Below are 21,646 nucleotides of genomic sequence, written 5' to 3' on the forward strand. Positions count from 1 at the left end.
CCCTTCTACAACACCAGGCGTTAATAGGGGGCCCCTGCTTACAACAACACCAGGTCGTCGCGGTGGACGACCTCCCGCTCGTACGCCGGGCCGAGCGCCGCGGCGAGTTCCGACGTGGAGCGCCCGAGCAGGCCGGGCAGCTCCACCGCGTCGTAGTTGACCAGCCCCCGGGCCACCGGCGCGCCCTCGGTGTCGACCAGGTCCACCGGGTCGCCGGCGGTGAACGCGCCGTCCACGGCGGTGATCCCGGCCGGCAGCAGCGACTTGCGCCGCCCCACCACGGCCTGCACCGCGCCCGGGTCCAGGTGCAGCCGGCCCCGGGGCGAGGTGGCGTGGGCGAGCCAGAACAGCCGGGCGGCCGGTCGCCGCCGGCTGGGGTGGAAGAGGGTGCCGACCGGTTCCCCGCCCAGCGCCTCGGTGGCCACGCCGGCGGCGGTGAGCACCACCGGGATGCCGAAGCCGGTGGCGATCCGGGCCGCCTCCACCTTGGTCACCATGCCGCCGGTGCCGACCCCGGCCCGGCCGGCGCCGCCGATCGTCACGCCGGACAGGTCGCGGTCGTCGCGTACCTCGGCGATCCGCGCCGAACCCGGGCGGGTCGGGTCGCCGGTCCAGAGCGCGTCGACGTCGGAGAGCAGGACCAGCAGGTCGGCGTCGACCAGTGCGGCCACCAGGGCGGCGAGCCGGTCGTTGTCGCCGAACCGGATCTCCTCGGTGGCGACCGTGTCGTTCTCGTTGACGATCGGCACCGCGCGCAGGTCGAGCAGCTTGCGCAGGGTCCGGTACGCGTTGCGGTAGTGCGCCCGCCGGGTCACGTCGTCGACGGTGAGCAGCACCTGCCCGACGGTGAGCCGGTGCCGGGCGAAGGCCGTCGCGTACCGCCCGATCAGCAGGCCCTGCCCGACACTTGCGGCCGCCTGCTGGGTGGCGAGGTCGCGCGGGCGGCGGGCCAGCCCCAGCGGGGCGAGCCCGGCGGCGATCGCGCCGGAGGAGACCAGCACGACCTCCCGGCCCTGGCCGGCGAGGGCGGCGAGGGTGTCCACGAGCGCGTCGACCCGCCGGTCGTCCAGGCCGCCCGCGGCGGTGGTCAACGAGGAGGATCCGATCTTGACGACCACCCGCCGGGCCGTCGTCACCAAGTCGCGCACCCGCCCATTCTGCGTGGTCGGTCCCGCGCCGCCCGTCCGCGGTCCCATATCGTGGCGCGTCGTGGGACCGGAGGAGTACGTCGAAGCGGTGCTGGAACTGGTCGAGCGCATCCCGCCCGGCCGGGTGATGTCGTACGGGGCGGTGGCCGACGCGCTCGCCGAGCGGTCGGGCCGGTCGTCGGCGCGGCTGGTGGGATCGATCATGGCGCGGCACGGCGGCGGGGTGCCGTGGCACCGGGTGGTGACGTCGTCCGGGCGGCTGCCGCCCGGTCACGAGCGGGAGGCGCGGGCGCGCCTGCTCGCCGAGGGGACGCCGCTGCGGGGTGCCGGCGTGGACATGCGGGCGGCGAGCTGGTCCCCGGAAGAGGGGATGTGACGCGCACCATAACATGAGTAACATTCGGCGCCATGGACGCGCCGCCGGCTGGGACCGGATCGCCCGCCGCCGGCCCGTCCGGCGGCCCCACCGCCGACGCGGCTCCGGTCGGCGCCCCCCGGGCGGCCACCATGGCCGGGCCGGCGATCGGCCCGGCACGGCGGCTCGCCGGCGGGGCCACCCGCGGCGATCTCTCCCGGGGACAGAGCTGGCCGGTCTTCCCCGACCCGCTGACGCCGGCCGCCGGTCCGGTCGTCCAGACGGGGTCGCCGTCAGCCCCCGATTGCTGCCCCGTGCCACCGGGAGAGAGCGCTGTGGCGGTACGGACACGCCCGACCGTCGCCGCCGGTTGCAGCCGGCCGGAAATCGCGGTCAGTCCCGTGCCCCGGGGAAGCGGGTCGGACCGCCCACCTGCGGGAAGGCGGTGCCGTCCCAGCGGTAGCTGCGCCACTGCCGGTGTGACCGCTCCGGCACCTCGCCGTCGCTGTGCACGGCGTCCGTCACCTCGATCCGGATCAGGCCGTCGGGTCGGACGTCCAGCGCGTACAGCCACTCCGGCCGGCCCGGGTCGGAGCGGAAGACCTGGCCGAGGACGACGATCCGGCCGTCCGTGGTGCGGTCGAGGACGACCACCTGCTCGGGGTACATGCCCTCGTCGACCAGGCAGCGGAGCAGGGCCACCGGCTCGGCGACGCCGTCCCGGTCGATGTCGCCGTAGCCCCCCGCGAAGATCGACAGGATGACGTCACCGGGCCGGCCGGGCGGGTCGACCAACCGGGTGGGACCGGGAGGGCACGGTGACCCGGCCGGCCAGTCGGGCACGTCGACCATGGTCGCGAGCAGCTCCGCCCGGCTGATCCGGCCGGCCGGCGACCCGGTCGGGCCGGCGGTCGCCGTGGGCGCGCCGGACGTCGCCGGACCGACGGCGACGGGCGTGTCCGGCGCGTCCCGGGTGAGCTGCCGCCAGGAGGCCAGCGGGACGGTGGCGGCCAGCACTGCCACGGCCGCCGCCAGCACAGTGGCCCGTCGCCGGCGGCGCTGGCGGACCGCCTCCCGGACGGCGTCCGGACCCGCCGGCCGGACCGCCGCCCACAGGCTGTCCCGGTACGCCACGAACTCGCCGTCGAGCCGGTCGTCCTCCCGGTCAGGCATCGTCGTTCACCTCGTCCGCGGGGTTCAGGTGACCGGCCAGGGCCGTGCGGGCGCGGTGGAGCCAGGACTTGACCGTGCCCGTCGCCACCTGCTCCTGCTCGGCGATCTCCGCCACGCTCAGGTCGGCCAGGTAGTGCAGGACCACCGCCCGCCGGTGGCGGGACGGCAGCTTGGCCAGCGCGCTGTGCAGCGCCACCCGGTCGGGGCTCGGGCCGGGGACGTGCTCCTCACGCTGCCGCCGGAGGAAGGACTGGGCGGTACGCAGCCGCCGCCACCGGCTGGTGGCGAGGTTCCAGGCGACCCGCCGCACCCAGGCGACCGGATCGTCGTACCCCGCGATCGTCGACCAGCGGGCGAACGCGCGGCAGAACGCCTCCTGCGTCAGATCCTGGGCCAGCGAGAGGTCGCCCACGTACGCGGTGAGCTGGGCCGCCAGGGGCCGGAAGTGCGCGTCGTACACCGCGTCGAAGCTGGCCGGCCCGTCCGGCCGGTTCCCCGCCCCGGTCTCCGCCGGCCCGACCTCCACCGGATTCACCTCCGCCATCTCCTGCGGAGGGTCGTCGAGCAGCGCGTCGATGGTCACGAACACGGTGCCTCCCCTGGCCGCGGACCCGGCAACTCTTCTCACACGTCCGGGCCCCCCGAGCGGTTGCGGGGACCGTAACGAAATCCTGTGGTTGACTGTCAGGCCGGGGATACGCGAGGGAGGCCCGAGGTGCAGTTGCCGGCGGTGCTCGGGGAGCCGATCCGGTTCGTCCTGAACTGGGGTCGACGCTACTCGCTCTGGGTCTTCAACTTCGGCCTCGCCTGCTGCGCCATCGAGTTCATCGCCACCAGCATGAGCCGGCACGACTTCATGCGCCTCGGGGTGATCCCGTTCGCCCACGGCCCCCGCCAGGCGGACCTCATGGTGGTCTCCGGCACGGTCACCGACAAGATGGCGCCCGCGATCAAGCGGCTGTACGACCAGATGCCCGAGCCGAAGTACGTCATCTCGTTCGGCGCCTGCTCCAACTGCGGCGGGCCGTACTGGGACTCGTACTCGGTGACCAAGGGCGTCGACCAGCTCATCCCGGTCGACGTGTACGTGCCGGGCTGCCCGCCCCGGCCGGAGGCGCTGCTGCACGGCATCCTGCGCCTGCAGGAGAAGATCGCCGCAGAGAGTTCGGGCGTGGGCGGCGTCGCCCGCCCGGACGTGCTCGCCCCGCCGGTCGCCGCCCCACCCGCCGACGGCTCCGCGCGGCGCTCGGCCGAGTCCCTCACCGCCCCGCCGGTCCGCCCGCCCGCGTCGGCCTGACGCCCCCTCCGCGCCGGAGTCCGCGCCGCTCGGTGCGGGAGTCCCGGTGGCCGATCCGGTGAGGTGGACTGGGCGGTCGGCCGACGGTTCGGGGTGGTCCGCGGGCGCTAGCGTGCGCAGCATGACCGACTCCGCGGACCGGCGTTCCGCCTTCATCGTCGACGTGCTCACCGAGGAGTTCGGGGAGTCGATGGCGCTCGACCCGGCGGCGTTCCGCCGCAAGTTCCGCAAGATGGCGGCCTCGCCGTTCGCCTTCTACCGGGGCAGCGCGGCCCTCTTCTACGCCGACCAGCGCGGCGACTTCGCCGACGACGCGTTCCTGGACGGGAGCACCAGCCGGGTGTGGATCCACGGCGACCTGCACGCGGAGAACTTCGGCACCTACATGAACGCCTCCGGGCAGCTCGTGTTCAACGTCAACGACTTCGACGAGGCGTACGTCGGGCCGTTCTCCTGGGACCTGAAGCGCTTCGCGGCGAGTGTGGCGCTGCTCGGGTACGCCAAGGCGCTCTCCGACGACGTGATCAGCGACCTGGTCGGCGTCTTCGCCCGGTCGTACCTGGCCGAGCTGCGCGGCATCGCCACCGGCGGGGACGACGCGATCGGCTCGATCACCCTGGACACCGCCGACGGGGTGCTGCTGCGGGTGCTCCAGCGGGCCCGGCTCAACACCCGGGTCGAGCTGCTGGCCGGGCAGACCACCATCGACAACTTCGAGCGGCGGTTCTCCCTCGCCGACGGGGTCTTCGAGATCGACCGGGACACCCGCGACAAGGTCTGCGCCGCCTACGAGGACTACCTGGACACCCGGCCGCCGTCGGCGGCGAAGCTGCGGCCGGTCGCCGCGCAGATCAAGGACGTGGTGCTCCGCAAGGGCGTGGGCATCGGCTCAGCCGGCCTCCCGTCGTACAACCTGCTGCTGGAGGGGCACACGCAGGCCCTGGAGAACGACGTCGTCCTCTACATGAAGCAGGCGCAGGTGCCGGCGGTGGCGCGGCACATCACCGACGAGACGGTCCGCGGCTACTTCCGGCACCAGGGGCACCGCACGGCCGAGTCCCAGCGGGCCCTCCAGGCGTACGCGGACCCGTGGCTGGGCTTCACCGAGCTGGACGGGGTCGGGCAGCTCGTCGCCGAGGTCTCCCCGTACGCCGCCGACCTGGACTGGGCGGACGTCAACGAGCCGGAGGAGCTGACCAACGTCCTCGGCCACCTGGGTCACGCGGTCGCCCGGATGCACTCGGTCGCCGACGACGAGTCCAGCCACGACCTGGTCGACTACTCCACAGAGGAGGCCATCGTCGCCGCGGTGGGTGACGAGACCGACGCGTTCGTCGCGCACCTGGTCGAGTTCGCCCACGTGTACGGCGCCCGCACCCGGCAGGACCACCAGCTCTTCGTGGACGTGTTCCGCAACGGCCGGCTGCCGGGCATCTGAGCGGGACGGCCCGGTGCCGGTCAGGAGGTGAAGTCCAGCACCACCTTGATGTCCTCGCCCGTGTGCTCGTACGCCATGGCGAAGTGGGACATCGGAACCCGCCGGGTGATCAGCGAGTTGAGCCATGCCTGGTCGGCCTGGGCCAGCGCGTGGGCGGCCTGGTCCCAGTGCCTCCGGTTGGCGTTGACCGAGCCGAAGACCACGTTGTTCTCCAGCACCAGAGCCCGGTTCAGGGCTCCGGCGTCGAAGTCGATGGTGCGGCCGCCGCTGGAGACGCCGGTGAGGCACACGATCCCGGTCGGCCCCACCTTGCACATCGCGTCGAGCACCACCACGGGCGCGCCGGTGCACTCGACCACGACGTCCGGCTCCATGTCCAGCTCGTGCACCGGCACCGAGTGGTACGTGGCGCCCAGCGCCCGGACCAGGTCGGGCTTCGGCCCGGTGGTGTTCCGGTCGAGCACGTGCACGGTCAACCCGCGTTGGGTGGCGAGCAGCGCGGCCAGCAGGCCGATCGGTCCGGCACCGGTGACCAGCACGGTCTGCGGGTTCCACTCGGCGCGGGTACCGATCCGCTCGATGTGGTCCCAGGCCTTGGCGACCACGCTGGCCGGCTCCAGGAGCATCCCCACCGGGGCGAGGACCGGGTCGAGCCGCACCGCGAACTTCTGCTGCACGCGCCACCGGTCCCGCGCGAAGCCGGACAGGCCTTTGATGCCGTGCTCGGTGTACCGCCCGTTGCGGCACATGTCCCACTGGCCCACGGCGCAGTTCGGGCAGGGCACGGGGTCGGGGTGCCGGACCACGCCGGCCACCAGGTCACCGGGTTGCAGGGCGCCGGTCGGGTCCTCCAGCACCCGGCCCAGCGACTCGTGCCCGATGACCAGCCGCTCCTGGCCCGGTGGGGCCTCGCCGTAGTGCCCGGCGATGATCTCCTGGTCGGTGCCGCAGATGCCCACCGCGAGCGCCTCGACCAGGATCGCCCCCTCCTCGGGGGCCGGCTCGGGCCAGTCCTCGACCAGACGCAGCGACTCGGGGACACCGGGAGACACAGTCACAGCGCGCACGCTCCTCATCTTTCCCCGGGCGGCGGCCGTCCGCGCCGGGAATGCGGCAGAAGCCGGCGACGTGGGCGGTTCGCGCCGGGACGCGCTGCTCCCGTCGAACGTTCGAGACCCGCACCGGGGCGTGTCTCCCGGTCCGCCGCCCGGGCCTGGTCTCGGCTCGACGGGATCCCGGATACACGCCATAGGATCAGCGGCATGACTCCGGACGAGGTTGGCCAGCGGCTGGCCGCGCTGCTCGCGCCGGCCGAGGTCAGCACATCGGTCTCCGGCGGCCAGGCGCACGCCCGCGCCACGGTCGACGTACCGCCGGCGAGCTGGCCCGATGCGCTCCGCGCGGCCCGCGACGACACCGCGCTGGCCTGCGACTTCTTCGACTGGCTGTCCGCCGTCGACGAGCTGGCGGGCGGGTTCGACGTGGTCGCGCACCTGTGGTCCACCACGCACCGGCACGGCATCCTGCTGCGCACCCGGGTGCCCCGGGAGGCACCGATTGTCCCCTCGGTGGTCACCGTCTACCCGGGCGCGGCCTGGCACGAGCGCGAGACGCACGAGATGTTCGGCATCGACTTCGCCGGCCACGCCGATCTGAAGCCGCTGCTGCTGCCGCCGGAGTTCGAGGGGCATCCGCTGCGCAAGGAGTTCGTCCTGGCCTCCCGGGTCGCCAAGCCCTGGCCGGGCGCGAAGGAACCGGGTGAGTCGGAGGCCGGGGGCGGCCGCCGCCCGATCCGCCCGCCGGGCGTACCGGCTCCGGGTGAGTGGGGCACCACGCCGGCGCCCGCCGGAGCGGCCGGCGTCGGTGAGGGCCCACGCGGCGGGGTGCCGGCCCGGCCGGCCCGGGAACGACCCGCCCGACCCGCCCCGGGCGCCCGTCCGGCGCGTACCCCTCGCACGGGCGGCGCCGCCGACGGCCCGGCGCCCGCCGACCCGCGCGCGCCCGGCGCCACGGAGCCTACCGCCGGAGCCGGTCCGGCTGAGCCGGCCGCGCGGGGTGACCGGCCGGCCGGGACGGACGCCGGTCCGCTGCCGGGCGCCACGGGCGGCCCGGGGGACGGCCCGGCACGCTCGGGCCCGCCGGCCGACCGGCCGTCGGCGCGGGGCCCGGCGGCGACCGAGCGGGCCGACGACGACGGAGGTACGACCTGATGCCGCTGTGGGTGGAGCTGCTGCTGCGGGTGGGCGGGGTGCTCGTCGCCTTCCTCACCCTGCCGCTGCTCGTCGGCCAGGCCGAGCACAAGGTGATGGCCCACATGCAGGGGCGCCTCGGCCCGATGTACGCCGGTGCGTTCCACGGCTGGGCGCAGCTCGTCGCCGACGGCGTCAAGTTCGTGCAGAAGGAGGACGTGACGCCGCGCGAGGCGGACCGTCCGGTGTTCCGGCTGGCCCCGGTCGTCGCCCTGGTGCCGTACCTGCTGGTGCTGCTGGTCATCCCGCTCGGCCCGGGCGACCTCGTCGGGCAGCCGCTGGACATCGGGCTCTTCTTCGTCCTGGCCGTGGTCGGCGTCGGCGTGGTGGCGGTGCTGATGTCCGCGTGGGCGTCGGCCAACAAGTACAGCCTGCTCGGCGGGCTGCGCGGAGCCGCCCAGCTGCTCGGCTACGAGCTGCCGCTGGTGCTCGCCGCCGCGTCGGTGGCCATGGCGGCCGGCACGCTCAGCCTCTCCGGCATCGTCGAGGCGTGGGAGCCGTGGTGGCTGCTCTGGCAGGCCCCCGCCATGGTCGTCTTCTTCGTCGCCGGGCTCGCCGAGATCCGCCGGCCGCCCTTCGACATGCCGATCGCCGACTCGGAGCTGGTCTTCGGGTACATGACCGAGTACACCGGGCTGCGGTTCGCGTTCTTCCTGCTCGCCGAGTACGTGGGGATCGTGGTGATCGCCGCGCTGACCACGGTGCTGTTCCTCGGCGGCTGGCAGGGCCCGTTCGCCGACGCGCAGCTCGGCTGGCTCTGGACCCTGCTCAAGGTCTTCGCGGTCAGCTTCGTGATCATCTGGCTCCGCGTGAGCTACCCGCGCCTGCGCGAGGACCAGCTCCAGCGCCTCTGCTGGCTGGTCCTGGTCCCCGCGTCCCTGGCCCAGCTGGTCCTCACGGCGGCGGTCCGCGTCGCCCTCTGAGACCGCTCAGCGCAGCGGGGTGTTCGCCGGGTCGACGCGTTCCGCCGCGGGCGGGGGTGGTGGGGGAGTGCCGTCGCCGAAGGGGCGGCCGCCGAGCGCCTCCCGGCCGTGCGGCGTGAGCCAGCCGGACAGGTCGGGGCCGAGCGGGACGACGCCGGTCGGGTTGATGTCGCGGTGCACCTCGTAGTAGTGCCGCTTGATCTGGTCGAAGTCGACCGTGTCGCCGAAGCCGGGCGTCTGGAACAGGTCCCGGGCGTACGCCCACAGCACCGGCATCTCGGTCAGCTTGCTCCGGTTGCACTTGAAGTGCCCGTGGTAGACCGGGTCGAAGCGCACCAGCGTGGTGAACAGCCGCACGTCCGCCTCGGTGATCGTGTCCCCGACCAGGTAGCGCTGCCCGGCCAGCCGATCGCTGAGCCAGTCCAGCCGGTCGAACAGCCGCCGGTACGCCTTCTCGTACGCCTCCTGGCTGCCGGCGAAGCCGCACCGGTAGACGCCGTTGTTGACGTCCCGGAACACCGCGGCGTTGACCTCGTCGATCTCGTCGCGCAGCCGCTCCGGGTAGAGGTCGGGCGCCCCGTCGCGGTGGTACGCCGTCCACTCCGTCGACAGGTCGAGGCTCATCTGCGTGTAGTCGTTGGTCACCACCTGCCCGGTCGGCACGTCGACGATCGCCGGCACGGTGATGCCCCGGTCGTACCCGGGGAAGCGCCGGAAGTACGCCTCCGCCAGCCGCTCGATGCCGAGCACCGGGTCCCGCCCGCCCGGGTCGAGGTCGAAGGTCCAGCTCCGCTTGTCGTGCGTCGGTCCGGCCATTGCCATGGAGATGGCGTCCTCCAGACCGAGCAGCCGCCGCACGACGACCAGCCGACTGGCCCACGGGCAGGCGCGGCTAATTGCCAGCCGGTACCGTCCCGGCTCCACCGGCCACCCGTCGCGCCCGTCGGCGGTGATCCGGGTGGCGATGTAGCGCTGGTCCCGGGTGAACTCACCGCCCGGCTCGACGTACTTCCCGCCGGTGCGCATCAGCACCTCGTCGTTGCTGGCCGTCGTACTCTCGGTCACGCCGCCTCCTCCGAACTCCGCGAGCCCCCGTCCCATCATGGCCGCCCCCGCCCACCCCGCCCCGCCGATTGGGGCTTGTCGTCGCGAGTTGCTCCGATCGCCAACGATCTTCCCTGGATCGACGGGGGTCGGGCTAGGCTGCCGCGATGACCGGTGTGGAGGCGGCGGCGCGGCGCTTCGTCGTGGACGTGTGGAACGCGGGGCGCGAGGAGTCGGCGTACGACCTCGTCGCGCCCGAGTGCCCCGGGCTCGGCGGCACCGGTCCGGAGGCGACGCTGGCCTGGCACCGGGACCGGCGCGCGGCCTTCCCGGACCTGCGCTACAAGATCGTGGACCTGGTGGCGGCCGGTGACCGGGTGGCCGTCCACTGGCGGGCCGCCGGCACCCAGGCCGGCCAGTTCGGTCCGGTGCCGCCGACCGGTCAGGTGGTCAGCTACTCGGGGGCGACGTTCCTGCGCTTCGACGACGCCGGCCGGATCGTCGACGTGTGGAGCTGCAACGAACTGTTCCAGCTCCTTCAACAGCTCGGCGTCGAGATGCTCCCACCCGCTCCGGGCGGGTCGCCCGGTCCGCGCACGCCCTAGGATCACCGACCGCCGGGTGGTGGTCGCGCGCGCCGGGAGCACAGGGCAGGATGGTCCGCATGAGCGACCCCAGCGAGCGCACCGACGCCGGCGAGCGCAGCCTGCCCGGAGCGGGTCTGGTCAAGGGGCTCGCGGTCACGCTGAAGACGATGACCCGCCGCTCGACCACCCAGCAGTACCCGGACGTCGCCCCCGAGCTGCCGCCGCGCTCGCGCGGGGTGATCGCGCTGCTCGAGGAGAACTGCACGGTCTGCATGCTCTGCGCGCGCGAGTGTCCGGACTGGTGCATCTACATCGACTCGCACAAGGAGGAGGTGGCGGTGCCCGGCGCCGCCCGCCCCCGGCAGCGCAACGTGCTCGACCGGTTCGACATCGACTTCTCGCTCTGCATGTACTGCGGCATCTGCGTCGAGGTCTGCCCCTTCGACGCGCTCTACTGGTCGCCCGAGTTCGAGTACGCCGAGTACGACATCAAGGACCTCCTGCACGACAAGGACCACCTCGGCCAGTGGATGGGCAGCGTGCCGCCGCCGCCCGCGCACGACCTGAACGGTGAGCCGGCCAAGGAGGAGACCGCCGCCGCGCGCAAGGCCGCGGTCCCGGCGAGCCCCGCCGCCCGTCCGGCCGCCCCGGCGGTACGCCCCGAGCGCGGTCCCGGCACGGACGCCGCCACCGGCGACGGGGAAGGCGCCCCGTCGTGACCGCCGCGGACGTGCTGCTGCTCGCCCTGGGCGCGGTGGCGGTCGGCTCCGGCGTCCTGGTGGTGGCCACGAAGCACCTGGTCCGGGCCGGCCTCTACCTGGTTGTCTGCCTCGGGGCGGTCGCCGGGATCTACCTGGTGCTCACCGCCGAGCTGGTGGCCTGGGTGCAGGTGCTGATCTACGTCGGCGCCGTCGTGGTGCTGCTGCTCTTCGCGGTGATGCTGACCCGCGCCCCGATCGGCGCCTCCGACGACCTGGACCGGCCGGGCTGGCCGGCCGCCCTGATCGGCGGCGGCACCGGGCTCGGGCTGGCCGCGCTGCTGGTCGACGCGTACCGGTGGTCGTCGGTGGAGCTGCCCACGGCGGGCACGGCGGACCGCATCGGCGACCAGATCTTCCGCAGCTGGGTGCTGCCGTTCGAGGTGCTGTCGGTGCTGCTGCTCGCCGCCCTGGTGGGGGCGATCATCCTGTCCCGGCCGGACATCGGCCGGCCGCCGGGCGCCCGAGCCGCGGACAGTGGCCGTGTCCCGTCGGGCCGCACCGGCGCCGCGTCGGCCACCGGGGACGGGCGGTCGCGATGAGGCCGGTCATCCCGTACGTCACCGCCGCGCTGCTGTTCGGTCTCGGCGTGTACGGCGTGCTCCGCCGCCGCAACGCGGTCCTGGTGCTGATGGCGGTCGAGCTGATGCTCAACGCGGTGAACCTGGTCCTGGTCACCGCCGACACCACGGTCCGGTCGGAGCTGCCGCACGGCGGTCAGGTCTTCGCGCTGTTCGTGATCGTGCTGGCCGCCGCCGAGGTGGGCGTCGGGCTGGCCATCGTGCTCCAGCTCTACCGGCTGCGCGCCAGCGTCGCCGTCGACGAGGTGCCGCTGACCGAGCCGCCGCCGACCGAGCCGCCGGCCACGCTGGCCCCGGCCGGTGCCGGCACGATCGAGGAGAACCGGTGAGCACACCTGTCCTGCTCGGCGCGCTGCTGCCGGTCGTACCCCTGGTGGCCGGCCTGCTCGGCCTCCTCCTCCCGCCCGCGCCGCGCCGTGCCGACACGGGTGAGGCGCCGGCCCGGCGGACGGCGATCGCGCTCGGCGTGGCCGGCGCGGCGGCGGCCCTGGCGCTCGCGTCGGCGCTGCTGGCCACCCTGGACGGGCCGGCCGAGGCCTCCGCGACCTGGATCGACCTCGGCGGGCTGACCGTCACTCTCGGCGTCCGGCTCGACGGGGCGGTGGCACTGGTGGCGGTCGCGGTCACCGCCGTGGCCCTCGCGGTGCAGGTCTACTCGGTCGGCTACCTCAAGCGCGGCCCGCACGACGACGTGGACGTCGACCACCGCTACCCGCCGTACGCGGCGCAGGTCAGCCTCTTCACCGCCGCGATGCTGCTGGTGGTGGTCTCCGGCGACCTGATCCTGCTGCTGGTGGGCTGGGAGGTGATGGGCCTCTGCTCGTACCTGCTGATCGCCCACGACCGCCGGCTGCCGGAGGCGCCCGCCGCCGCGATGAAGGCGTTCCTGGTCACCCGCGTGGGTGACGTCGGTTTCCTGCTCGGCATCGCGCTGCTCGGCGTCTCCGCGGGCAGCTTCCGGATCGCCGACGTGCTCGCCCACGACCACGCCACCGGCACGCTCACCGCGGCCTGCCTGCTGCTGCTCGCCGGGGTGGCCGGCAAGAGCGCCCAGTTCCCGCTGCACACCTGGCTGCCGGACGCGATGGCCGGCCCCACCCCGATCTCCGCGCTGATCCACGCCGCGACGATGGTGGCCGCCGGCGTGTACGTGGTGGCCCGCCTGTTCCCGCTCTTCGCGCGGGTCCCGGTCGCGCTGGCCGTGCTCGGCGTGCTGGCGTCGGTGACGCTGCTGCTCGGCGCGCTCGCCGCCACCGCACAGGACGACCTGAAACGGGTGCTCGCCTGGTCGACGGTCTCCCAGATCGGCTACATGACCGGAGCCCTCGCGGTGGGCGCCCCCGAGGCGGCGCTGTTCCACCTGCTCACGCACGCCGCCTTCAAGGCGCTGCTGTTCCTCGCCGCCGGTGCGGTGATCCACGCGGTGGGCACCACGCTGATGTCCCGGATGGGCGGCCTGCGGCACACGATGCCGGCCACGTTCTGGTGCACCCTGGTCGGCCTCGGCGCCCTGGCCGGTGTGCCGCCGCTCTCCGGCTTCTTCAGCAAGGACGGCGTCCTGTACGTGGCGGAGGAGGCAGCGCTGCACGGTGCCGGCCCGACCGCCGCCTGGGTGGGGTGGCTGGTCTGGCTCACCGGCCTGGTCGGCGTCGCGGTCACCGCCTGGTACGCCACCCGTCTCCTGCTGCGCACGTTCCTCGGCGATCCCCGCACCCCGCTGGTCGAGCCGCACGACCCGCCCGCGGTGATGCGCTGGCCGGTGCTGCTGCTGGCCGTCCCGGCCGCTCTGCTCGGCCTGGCCGGCTTCGCCGGGGCGTTCGCCGAGCGGCTCCGGCCGGTGACCCCGGCCACCCGGGAGCAGCCGTCCGACCTGCTGCCGCCGGAGCCGCTGGTCCACCTCGGCCCGGCGGTGCTGCTGCCGCTCGCCCTGCTGGTGCTCGGAGCCGGGCTCGCCTGGGCGCGCTGGCGGCGCGACCCGGCCGGCGACCCGGCCACCACGCTGGGTCCGCTCCGGCCGCTGTTCGCCCGCGCGTTCCGGCTCGACGACGTCCAGCACGCCCTCGTCGTACGCCCGACGACCGCGCTCGCCGCGACCACGCGTACCGCCGACGAGGTGGTGGTGGACGGCGCGGTCACCGGCAGCGGCCGGGCCGCGTTCGGCCTCGGCGGCGGGCTCGCCGCGCTCCACCGCGCCGCGCTGCCCCGGGCCGCCGCCGGCGTGCTCGCCGGAGCGTTGCTGATCGGCCTGGCCGCCGCCCTGATCGGAGGGGCGCCGTGAGCGCGAGGAGTGAGCCGGGTTTGCGAGCCCCGCAGTCGCGAACAGAGGTGGCGCCGTGAGTCTCGGGGAGTTCCTGCTGGTGGCGGTCCTGGCGGTGCCGGCGCTCGGCGCGGTGGCGGTCGCCGCGACCCCGCACGACCGGGCGGCACGGGTCGTCGGCGTGGTGGCCGCCGCGCTGACCCTGCTCGCGACGCTGCCGCTGCCCGCCGGCCGCGAGCGTGGCTGGTTCGCCTACGCGCCGCTGCCACCCTCGCCGGAGGCCGCAGTGGCCATCCACCCGTGGCACCAGATCGACCTGCCCTGGGTGCCCGGCCTGGACCTGCGCTTCCACCTCGGCGTCGACGGGATCTCCTGGCCGCTGGTGGTGCTCACGGCGCTGCTCACCCTGCTGTGCTGCACCTACACGCTGTGGAAGGTGCCGGAGGGCGGCACCGGCCGGGCCCTGGTCGCGCTGCTGCTGGTGATCGAGGTCGGCATCCTCGGCACCTTCCTCGCCTTCGACCTGGTGCTGTTCTTCGTCTTCTTCGAGGTCGTCCTCCTGCCCATGTACGCGATCATCGCCGGCTGGGGCGGGCCGGACCGGCGGCGGGCGGCGCGGAAGTTCGCCCTCTACACGCTGTTCGGTTCGGTGCTGCTGCTGGTCGGCGTCTTCGTGGTGGTCGCCGCCGCCGGCACCGCCGACATCCTGGCGCTCACCGGCGGCGCCGGGATGTCCCGGGGTACGCAGCTCGCCGCGTTCACCCTGGTGGCGCTCGCCTTCGCGGTGAAGAGTCCGCTGTGGCCGCTGCACTCCTGGCTGCCCGACGCGCACACGCAGGCACCCACCGTCGGCAGCGTGATCCTCGCCGGGGTCCTGCTCAAGATGGGCACGTACGGGCTGATCCGGATCGCGGTCGGTGTCGCCCCCGAGGGCGCCCGCTGGGCCGCGCCGGTGCTCGGCGTCCTCGCCGTGGCGGCGATCCTGGTCGGCTCGCTGGTCTGCCTCGCCCAGACCGAGCTGAAGCGGCTGATCGCGTACTCCAGCGTCGGGCACATGGGCTTCGTGCTGCTCGGGATCGCCACGCTCACCGCCACCGGTCTCCAGGCGGCCCTGATCGGCAACGTCGCGCACGGCGTGATCACCGGCCTGCTGTTCTTCCTCGCCGGTGCCGTCAAGGACCGTACGCACACCGGCGACCTGGGCGACCTGTCCGGGCTGCGGGAGACCGCACCCCGGCTCGCCGGGCTGCTCGGCTTCGCCGCCGTCGCCTCCCTCGGGCTGCCCGGCCTCGCCGGCTTCTGGGGCGAGGCCTTCGCCGTGGTGGCCGCGGTGGAGGTCGGCGGGGCGCTGTGGACCACGCTCGCCGTCCTCGCCGCCGTCGGCGGGGCGCTCACCGCCGCGTACTTCCTCCGGCTGCTGCGCCAGGTCACCCACGGGCGGCCCAGCCCCGCCGTCGCGCGACTCACCCCGGGCCTGGCCGGTGCGGAGCTGGCCGCCTGGGCGCCGCTGGTGCTGCTCGCACTCGCCGTCGGCCTGGCCCCGACGCTGGTGCTCGGCGTCGCCGAGGCCCCGGTCGACGCCCTGTTGGAGGTCCTGCCGTGAGTGTGGTGCAGAGCGTCGACAACGTGGCGCTGCTCCCGGCGTACCTGGCCGCCGGCACCGCCGTGCTGGTGCTGCTCGCCGACCTGCTGATCGCCCGCGCGCGGGTCACCGTCGCGGCCGCCGCGCTCGGCGCCACCGCCACGGTGGTCGGCGCCGTTCTCGTCGGCTCCGGCGGGGAGCGCCGGACGTTCTGCGTCGGCGCCGACTGCTCGTACGTCTTCGACGGCCGGGCCGCCCTGGTCGCCGCGGTCGTCGCGCTGCTGACCCTCGGGGTGCTCGGGCTGTCCGGGCCGTTGCTGCGGGCCGGGACGTCGCCGGCGGGGGAGTACTGCTTCCTGCTCGCCGCCTCGATGACCGGCGGCGTGGTGCTCGGCGCGGCCGGCGACCTGATCACCCTGATCGTGGCCCTGGAGACCCTGACCCTGCCGCTGTACGTCCTGGTCGGGCTGCGGCGGGGGAGCCTGGCCAGCATCGAGGCGGCGGTGACGTTCTTCGTGGTGAGCGTGGTCGCCACCACGCTCACGCTCCTCGGGGCGGCCCTGCTCTACGCGGCCACCGGGGCGCTGCACCTCGGACGCCTCGGCGCGCTGTTCGTCGAGCGGCCGGAGCTGCTGGACCTGCCGCTGACCTCCGCCGCGGTCGCGCTGGTCGTGCTGGGCCTGGCGTTCAAGGTGGCGGCGGTGCCGTTCCACGCCTGGGCGCCGGCCACGTACGACGGCGCGCCGCTGCCGGTGGCCGCGTACCTGTCGACCGCCTCGAAGCTCGGCGGCGTGGTGGCCCTGTTGGCCGTGGTGCAGCGGGCGCTGCCGGCCGAGGTCACCGGCCCGGTGCTCGCCCTGCTCGCGGTGCTCACGATGGCCGTGGGCAACCTGGTGGCGCTGCGCCAGCGGCGCACCGTCCGGCTGCTCGCCTGGTCGTCCGTGGCCCAGGCCGGCTACATCCTCGCCCCGCTCGGCGCGCTGGCCCTCGCCGCGGGCCGCACCGACGACGCCCGGGCCGCCGCGTACGCGGCCGCTGTCGCGTACGCCGTCTTCTTCGTGGTCCTGGAGCTGGGAGCCTTCGCGGCCGTCGTGGCGCTGCGCCCGGCCGGCGCGGACGGCGGCACGCTCGACGACCTGCGCGGCGCGGCCCGCCGGCGTCCCTGGCCGGCGGTGGCGCTCGCGCTGGCGCTGATCGGCCTCGCCGGGCTGCCGCCGGGGCTCGCCGGGCTCTTCGCGAAGGTGACCGTGGTCCGGTCGCTGCTCGACGGGGGTGCCGGCTGGCTCGCCCTGGTGGTGGCGGTCAACGCCGTGATCGGCCTCGCCTACTACCTGAAGATCACCGCCGCGCTCTGGGCCGCTCCGGCGCCCGTCCCCGGTGCGGTCGCCGGGCCGGCGGCGCCGCGGCCCGGCGAGCCGGTGCCGATCGGCACCGCGCCGGCCGCCGCGGCGCCGGTCGGGCGGGCCTGGCCGGTGGCGGCGGTGCTGGTGGCGGCGACAGCGGCAGCCCTGGTGCTCGGCGTCGCACCGCAGCTCGTCCTCGACCTCGCCGCGCGCTGACGCCGGCGCTTCCACCCCGCGGGATGCGGCGTCCGGCGGTCTCCGCGCGACGGGACACCGCAGCCTGCCGCACCCCTGAGCTGGGAGCCCGCTGGCAGCGCTCCCAGCCATTTCACAGCCATACGACGGATGGTTGACGGGTACCGGTGGTGTTGAACCGGTCAGCGGATCCCCGCGATCCGCGCACCGAAGGAGTCATCGTGCATCACAACCGTCTGAAGACGGCCGCGCTGCTCGGCCTGCTCACCGCGTTGATCCTGGCGGTGGGTTACTGGTTCGGCGGCAGCGGCGGACTGGTCATCGCCGTCATCCTCTCGCTGGTGATGAACGGCGTCAGCTACTTCTTTTCCGACAAGCTCGCGCTGCGCGCGATGCGGGCGCAACCGGTCAGCGAGGCACAGTTCCCCGAGCTGTACCGGATGGTGCGGGAGCTGGCCACCGAGGCCCGGCAGCCGATGCCCCGTCTCTACGTCAGCCCGACGGCGCAGCCCAACGCGTTCGCGACCGGTCGTAACCCGCAGAACGCGGCTGTCTGCGTCACCCAGGGGATCGTCGAGATCCTCGACCACCGCGAGCTGCGCGGTGTGATCGGCCACGAGCTGTCACACGTCTACAACCGCGACATCCTCATCTCCAGCGTGGCGGCCGGCCTCGCCGGCATCATCACCGCGCTGGCGAACCTGGCGTTCTTCATTCCGCTCGGCGGCGGGGACGACGAGGACGCCCCGAACCCGGCGGTCCTGCTGCTGACCATCATCCTGGGCCCGATCGCGGCCACGGTGATCCAGCTCGCGATCAGCCGCAGCCGCGAGTTCCAGGCGGACGCCTCCGGCGCCCAGCTCACCCGCGACCCCCTGGCGCTGGCCAGTGCCCTCCAGAAGATCCACCGCGGTACGCAGCTACGGCCGCTGCCGCCTCAGGGCCAGCTCACCAGCACCGCCCACCTGATGATCGACAACCCGTTCAAGGGCGGCGGCGTGGCGGCGCTCTTCTCCACCCACCCCCGGATGGAGGAGCGGGTCGCCCGACTGGAGCGGATGGCGGCCGGCGCCGGGCCGGTCCAGTAACCGCTGACGCACGTCACGTCCGCACCCCGCGCCGCACCCGGCGCGGGGTGCGGACGTGTCCGGGGTAGGCGATAACACGTTTGCCGCCGGGCCCGCCGGCGTTAGGGTCGATACGCTCCCCACTCATTACAGCTCCGGAGGTCGACCGTGGCCGCACTGCGCCAGTACCTGGGCGTCTGGCGGATCCCCGGGGCGCCGATGCTGCTGGTCACCGGCATCCTCGGGCGGCTCGGGATCGGCATGACGCCGCTGGCGCTGCTGCTCGTCGTCGAGCAGGTCACCGGCCGCTACTCCCTCGCCGCCGTCGCCGGCGGCATCTACGCCCTGGCCGGTGCCGCGCTCAGCCCGGTCGCCGGGCGGATCGCCGACCGGATCGGCCCGAGCCCGGTGCTGCTCGGCACCGCCGTCGCTCACCCGCTCGCCCTGCTCGGGCTGCTCTGGGCGGCCCGCACCGAGGCGGGCAGCCTCGCCATCGTGTTCGTCGCCGCCGGCGTGGCCGGCGCCACGTACCCGCCGCTGACGGCCGCGATCCGGGGCGCCTGGAACGACCTCACCGCACCCGCCACCGGCCGGTGGCACCTGCGCAACACCGCCCTCGCGGCCGAGACCACCCTGTTCGAGCTGGTCTTCGTGCTCGGCCCCCTGCTGGTCGCCGCGTTCGTGCTGCTCGCCGACGCCGGCGCAGCCCTGGTCGGCTCGGCCGTGGTCACGTTCGCCGGCACCACCGCCGTGGCGCTCGGCCGGGTCATGCGCGGCTGGCGGCCGCACCCGCACGAGCACCACACGAGAGGCCTCGGGCCGCTGCGCGTCGCCGGCTTCCCGGCCCTGCTGGTCTGCGTGGCGAGCCTCGGTATCGCCTTCGGCGCGGCGGGTGTCATCGTGCCGGCCTTCGCCACCGCCTACACCTCCGACGACCCGGACAGCCTCGCCGGGGTCCTCCTGGCCGTCTGGGGCATCGGCAGCGCCCTGGGCGGGCTGTGGTTCGGCACCCGCCAGCCGGCGAGCAACATGAGCCGCCAGTTCGCGCTGCTGCTCGGGGCCGTCGCGGCCACCTTCGCCGTGTTCGCGGTGATGCCCACCCCGGCCGCACTGGGCACCGCCCTGGTGATCGGCGGCGCCACCATCGCGCCCGCGCTCACCCTGGAGAACACCCTGATCGGGCGGATCTCGCCGACCAGCATGCTGAACGAGGCGTACACCTGGGTGGTGACCATGTCGGTCGGCGCGAGCGCGGCCGGCGGCGCCGTCGCCGGCCTGATCGTCGACCACGCCGGTGGGGTGCCGTGGGCCTTCCTCTTCGCGGGGGCGGCCGTCGCCGTCGGGGCCGTGGTCGCGGGCCTGCCCGCCGGGCCCGTCGCCCGAGCGGAGGCCGACGCGGTACGCGCCGAGCAGCCCGTCCCCGCGTGATTCCCGTCGGGACGGGTACACCGTCCGGATGTTCGTCTTCTTCTCCAACCGGATCGGCTGCCTCGGCTCGCTGCTGATCAGCGCGGTTCTCACGGTGATCCTGCTGCTCGTCTTCGCCCGCTGAGCAGATAGCATCTGCCGCCCGGTCACGGCGGCGGAGGGGATGCGCGGTGGAGTTGACGGCGTTCGAATCGTCCCATGCGGCGAGGGTCGCCGGCTGGGCCCGATCGGCCGAGGAGGCACGGCGCTGGTGCTCGCGGAACGAGGTGACACCCGACGTGGTAAGCGGCTGGTCCGCCGCCTCCGACGTGGTCGCGTACGTCGCGGTAAAGGACGATGAGCCCGTCGCGTACGGCGAGCTGTGGCTCGACGACGACGAGGCCGAGGTCGAACTGGCGCGCCTGATCGTCGCCCCCAGGCACCGCGGCCGGGGGCTCGGCCGGGAACTCGTCGGCCGGCTGACCGCGGCGGCCCTCGGCCACCACCCGGCCGTGTTCATGCGGGTGCACCCCGAGAACCAGCCGGCACTGCGCTGCTACGCCGGGGCCGGGTTCGTGCCGGTGCCCGCCGAGCAGGCGGCGGACTGGAACGCCGGGCAGCCGGTCCCGTACGTCTGGCTCCGCCACGCCGACGGCACCTGACCGCCCCCGGCCCGTGGCCGGCTCCGCTTCCTCCTCAAGCCCGGACGAACGGCGCCGTCCGTGACGACGTTGCCGAGGTCCGACCACCAATTGGGACTATCCGGCCTTACCGGTAGTTGGTGAATTGAAGGGCGACGCCGAAGTCCTCGCCCTTGAGCATCGAGATGACGGCCTGGAGGTCGTCCTTCTTCTTGCCGGTGACCCGGAGCTGGTCGCCCTGGATCTGCGCCTGAACGCCCTTCGGACCCTCGTCGCGGATCTTCTTGCTGATCGCCTTGGCCTTGTCCGAGTCGATGCCCTGGATGACCTTCGCGTCGATCTTGAAGACCTTGCCCGAGGGCCGCGGGTCACCGGCGTCCAGCGACTTGAGCGAGATGTTCCGCTTGACCAGCTTCTCCTTGAAGACGTCCAACGCGGCCCGCACGCGTTCCTCGGTCTCCGCCTGGAGGCTGATCGCCTCCTCGCCCGACCAGGAGATCTCGGCGCCGGTGCCCCGGAAGTCGAACCGCGTCGCGAGCTCCTTCTCCGCCTGGCGGAGGGCGTTGTCGACCTCTTGGCGGTCGACCTTGCTCACGATGTCGAACGACGGGTTGGCTGCCATGCTGATGCTCCTGTTGTCCGGGCGGTCTGTCCTGTTCCGTGCACCACTGACCAGTGGTACGACCCCCTGACGGTACCCGGTTGCACCAGCGGCGGGGGGAGCCGCTATCCTTGCTTCCGCATGCCGCGTCAACGACGCGGCAGGTGCCCTGGCGGGTTGCCCGAGCGGCCAATGGGAGCGGACTGTAAATCCGTCGCGAAAGCTTCAGAGGTTCGAATCCTCTACCCGCCACCAGGCAATGACAAAGGCCCTTGACCTGCGGAAATGCGCGTCAGGGGTCTTTGTCGTTCGCTTCTGCCGATGACCGCCACCACATGCGCCGCGCCTGTCGGTCGGGCTCCCGACGGGCTTGCGCCCGGTTCGCGCCCGTTCGCGTCTCCCGGGGCCTCGGCCGCTCCGGCCCGTCCGGTCATCAGCACGGGAACCGGTCGGCCTGATCCGACCGGTGCCACCGTGGGCAACAGCGATGGTACGGCGGGTGTTCCGGTCCGCTGTGGGCGGGAGTATGGTGGGCGTCGATGTCCTCGGGTCGGCCGCATCAACGAGGGACCACCACGACGCCGGCACACCGCATGATGCAATTTGCGCCGAAGGTCGGAATCGGCGCCAGGTGAAGCGCTGCGCCGGCCGCCACGGCGCTGATCAGGGCCGCCCGACGGCGCGGCTGGGCCGAACGGTGCGACCTACCCAACGCACGGTCGACCCGAAGCTTCCACGGCTTTTTCCCGGCGCCTGCCTTGTGGCACGATCGTGGAACCCACCATCCCGTGACACTCACTCGACAGGAGCACTCATGTCTGGTCGAAGGTTGGGCCGACTGCTTGGCTCGCTCCTCGTCCTCGCCGCCGTCGCCGCCGGCGGGGTGATCGGTGTCGACGTCCTCCCGACCCAGGAGGCCAAGATGGCAGACGTCATCTGGTCGATGGGCGCGTCGCGCTGACCGCGTAGCCGTCCCTCGGCCTCGCGACGACGTCTTTCG

21 protein-coding genes, 1 tRNA gene and 1 pseudogene are annotated in these 21,646 nt (G+C 73.9%); 17 read left to right on the forward strand and 6 right to left on the reverse strand.

From position 1 onward, the window contains the following. Positions 1–38 precede the first annotated feature (38 nt). On the reverse strand, positions 39–1,148 hold the full coding sequence (gene proB / locus ACTMS0_RS10525; RefSeq protein WP_441154962.1) for a glutamate 5-kinase: 1,110 nt from the start codon (positions 1,146–1,148) through the stop codon (positions 39–41). Positions 1,149–1,209: 61 nt separating this feature from the next. On the opposite strand from proB, the gene ACTMS0_RS10530 reads away from it, so the two are divergent. Further along, positions 1,210–1,524 carry an MGMT family protein gene (locus ACTMS0_RS10530; RefSeq protein ID WP_366598220.1) on the forward strand — a complete coding sequence of 105 codons (315 nt, stop codon included), beginning with the start codon at positions 1,210–1,212 and terminating at the stop codon, positions 1,522–1,524. A 372-nt stretch (positions 1,525–1,896) separates the two neighbouring features. Here ACTMS0_RS10530 and ACTMS0_RS10535 read toward each other — a convergent pair whose 3' ends face one another. Further along, complete coding sequence (locus ACTMS0_RS10535) at positions 1,897–2,676, reverse strand: hypothetical protein (RefSeq protein ID WP_441154963.1); 780 nt, start codon at positions 2,674–2,676, stop codon at positions 1,897–1,899. Next, entirely contained in the window at positions 2,669–3,220 is a 552-nt protein-coding gene (locus ACTMS0_RS10540) for an RNA polymerase sigma factor (RefSeq protein WP_441155165.1), read from the reverse strand. The genes ACTMS0_RS10535 and ACTMS0_RS10540 overlap by 8 nt, the downstream gene beginning before the upstream one ends. A gap of 171 nt (positions 3,221–3,391) precedes the next feature. Here ACTMS0_RS10540 and ACTMS0_RS10545 point away from each other — a divergent pair, with 171 nt between their 5' ends. Together ACTMS0_RS10545 and ACTMS0_RS10550 are read left to right on the forward strand one after the other, a co-directional pair. Then, positions 3,392–3,973 (forward strand): NADH-quinone oxidoreductase subunit B, encoded by a 582-nt coding sequence (locus ACTMS0_RS10545; RefSeq protein WP_441154964.1) that lies wholly within the window; start codon positions 3,392–3,394, stop codon positions 3,971–3,973. 121 nt (positions 3,974–4,094) lie between these two features. Beyond that, entirely contained in the window at positions 4,095–5,411 is a 1,317-nt protein-coding gene (locus ACTMS0_RS10550; protein WP_441154965.1) for a DUF2252 domain-containing protein, read from the forward strand. Positions 5,412–5,431: 20 nt separating this feature from the next. Here the strand turns inward: ACTMS0_RS10550 and ACTMS0_RS10555 are convergent, their stop codons facing one another. Next, positions 5,432–6,478 (reverse strand): glucose 1-dehydrogenase, encoded by a 1,047-nt coding sequence (locus ACTMS0_RS10555; protein ID WP_441154966.1) that lies wholly within the window; start codon positions 6,476–6,478, stop codon positions 5,432–5,434. Positions 6,479–6,673: 195 nt separating this feature from the next. Between ACTMS0_RS10555 and ACTMS0_RS10560 the strand changes: the two are divergent. Both ACTMS0_RS10560 and ACTMS0_RS10565 read left to right on the forward strand, forming a co-directional pair. Further along, positions 6,674–7,276 (forward strand): annotated as a pseudogene (locus ACTMS0_RS10560) (NADH-quinone oxidoreductase subunit C); the annotation flags it as partial. Between the two features lie 344 nt (positions 7,277–7,620). Beyond that, positions 7,621–8,583: a complex I subunit 1/NuoH family protein gene (locus ACTMS0_RS10565; protein WP_441154967.1), complete on the forward strand. Its 963-nt coding sequence runs from the start codon at positions 7,621–7,623 to the stop codon at positions 8,581–8,583. 6 nt (positions 8,584–8,589) lie between these two features. Here ACTMS0_RS10565 and ACTMS0_RS10570 read toward each other — a convergent pair whose 3' ends face one another. After that, on the reverse strand, positions 8,590–9,648 hold the full coding sequence (locus ACTMS0_RS10570; protein WP_441154968.1) for a glutathione S-transferase family protein: 1,059 nt from the start codon (positions 9,646–9,648) through the stop codon (positions 8,590–8,592). 146 nt (positions 9,649–9,794) lie between these two features. Between ACTMS0_RS10570 and ACTMS0_RS10575 the strand changes: the two genes are divergently transcribed. The 10 genes from ACTMS0_RS10575 (at position 9,795) to ACTMS0_RS10620 (ending at position 20,066) form a co-directional block, all read left to right on the forward strand. After that, on the forward strand, positions 9,795–10,232 hold the full coding sequence (locus tag ACTMS0_RS10575; RefSeq protein WP_441154969.1) for an ester cyclase: 438 nt from the start codon (positions 9,795–9,797) through the stop codon (positions 10,230–10,232). Positions 10,233–10,282: 50 nt separating this feature from the next. Then, a complete protein-coding gene (locus tag ACTMS0_RS10580; RefSeq protein WP_441154970.1) occupies positions 10,283–10,933 on the forward strand; it encodes a NuoI/complex I 23 kDa subunit family protein in 651 nt (216 codons plus the stop codon). Continuing rightward, positions 10,930–11,514, forward strand: a complete 585-nt coding sequence (locus tag ACTMS0_RS10585) for an NADH-quinone oxidoreductase subunit J family protein (RefSeq protein ID WP_441154971.1) — start codon at positions 10,930–10,932, stop codon at positions 11,512–11,514. The genes ACTMS0_RS10580 and ACTMS0_RS10585 overlap by 4 nt, the downstream gene beginning before the upstream one ends. After that, positions 11,511–11,882 carry an NADH-quinone oxidoreductase subunit NuoK gene (gene nuoK / locus ACTMS0_RS10590; protein WP_441154972.1) on the forward strand — a complete coding sequence of 124 codons (372 nt, stop codon included), beginning with the start codon at positions 11,511–11,513 and terminating at the stop codon, positions 11,880–11,882. The genes ACTMS0_RS10585 and nuoK overlap by 4 nt, the downstream gene beginning before the upstream one ends. Continuing rightward, positions 11,879–13,831 carry an NADH-quinone oxidoreductase subunit 5 family protein gene (locus ACTMS0_RS10595; RefSeq protein ID WP_441154973.1) on the forward strand — a complete coding sequence of 651 codons (1,953 nt, stop codon included), beginning with the start codon at positions 11,879–11,881 and terminating at the stop codon, positions 13,829–13,831. The genes nuoK and ACTMS0_RS10595 overlap by 4 nt, the downstream gene beginning before the upstream one ends. A 55-nt stretch (positions 13,832–13,886) precedes the next feature. Continuing rightward, complete coding sequence (locus ACTMS0_RS10600) at positions 13,887–15,413, forward strand: complex I subunit 4 family protein (RefSeq protein WP_441154974.1); 1,527 nt, start codon at positions 13,887–13,889, stop codon at positions 15,411–15,413. Next, a complete protein-coding gene (locus tag ACTMS0_RS10605; protein WP_441154975.1) occupies positions 15,410–16,951 on the forward strand; it encodes an NADH-quinone oxidoreductase subunit N in 1,542 nt (513 codons plus the stop codon). The genes ACTMS0_RS10600 and ACTMS0_RS10605 overlap by 4 nt, the downstream gene beginning before the upstream one ends. Positions 16,952–17,151: 200 nt before the next feature. Continuing rightward, entirely contained in the window at positions 17,152–18,018 is an 867-nt protein-coding gene (gene htpX / locus ACTMS0_RS10610) for a zinc metalloprotease HtpX (RefSeq protein ID WP_441154976.1), read from the forward strand. 147 nt (positions 18,019–18,165) lie between these two features. After that, on the forward strand, positions 18,166–19,425 hold the full coding sequence (locus ACTMS0_RS10615) for an MFS transporter (protein ID WP_441154977.1): 1,260 nt from the start codon (positions 18,166–18,168) through the stop codon (positions 19,423–19,425). 170 nt (positions 19,426–19,595) lie between these two features. After that, entirely contained in the window at positions 19,596–20,066 is a 471-nt protein-coding gene (locus ACTMS0_RS10620; RefSeq protein ID WP_441154978.1) for a GNAT family N-acetyltransferase, read from the forward strand. Positions 20,067–20,172: 106 nt separating this feature from the next. Here ACTMS0_RS10620 and ACTMS0_RS10625 read toward each other — a convergent pair whose 3' ends face one another. Then, positions 20,173–20,667 carry a YajQ family cyclic di-GMP-binding protein gene (locus tag ACTMS0_RS10625; RefSeq protein WP_441154979.1) on the reverse strand — a complete coding sequence of 165 codons (495 nt, stop codon included), beginning with the start codon at positions 20,665–20,667 and terminating at the stop codon, positions 20,173–20,175. A gap of 150 nt (positions 20,668–20,817) precedes the next feature. On the opposite strand from ACTMS0_RS10625, the gene ACTMS0_RS10630 reads away from it, so the two are divergent. Further along, positions 20,818–20,901 (forward strand) — tRNA-Tyr (locus ACTMS0_RS10630). 574 nt (positions 20,902–21,475) lie between these two features. Continuing rightward, on the forward strand, positions 21,476–21,607 hold the full coding sequence (locus tag ACTMS0_RS10635) for a hypothetical protein (RefSeq protein WP_441154980.1): 132 nt from the start codon (positions 21,476–21,478) through the stop codon (positions 21,605–21,607). The last annotated feature ends 39 nt before the right edge of the window (positions 21,608–21,646 follow it).

The sequence above is a fragment of the Micromonospora sp. H33 genome (assembly GCF_052068455.1).
In the GTDB taxonomy this organism is placed as follows: Bacteria; Actinomycetota; Actinomycetes; order Mycobacteriales; family Micromonosporaceae; genus Micromonospora.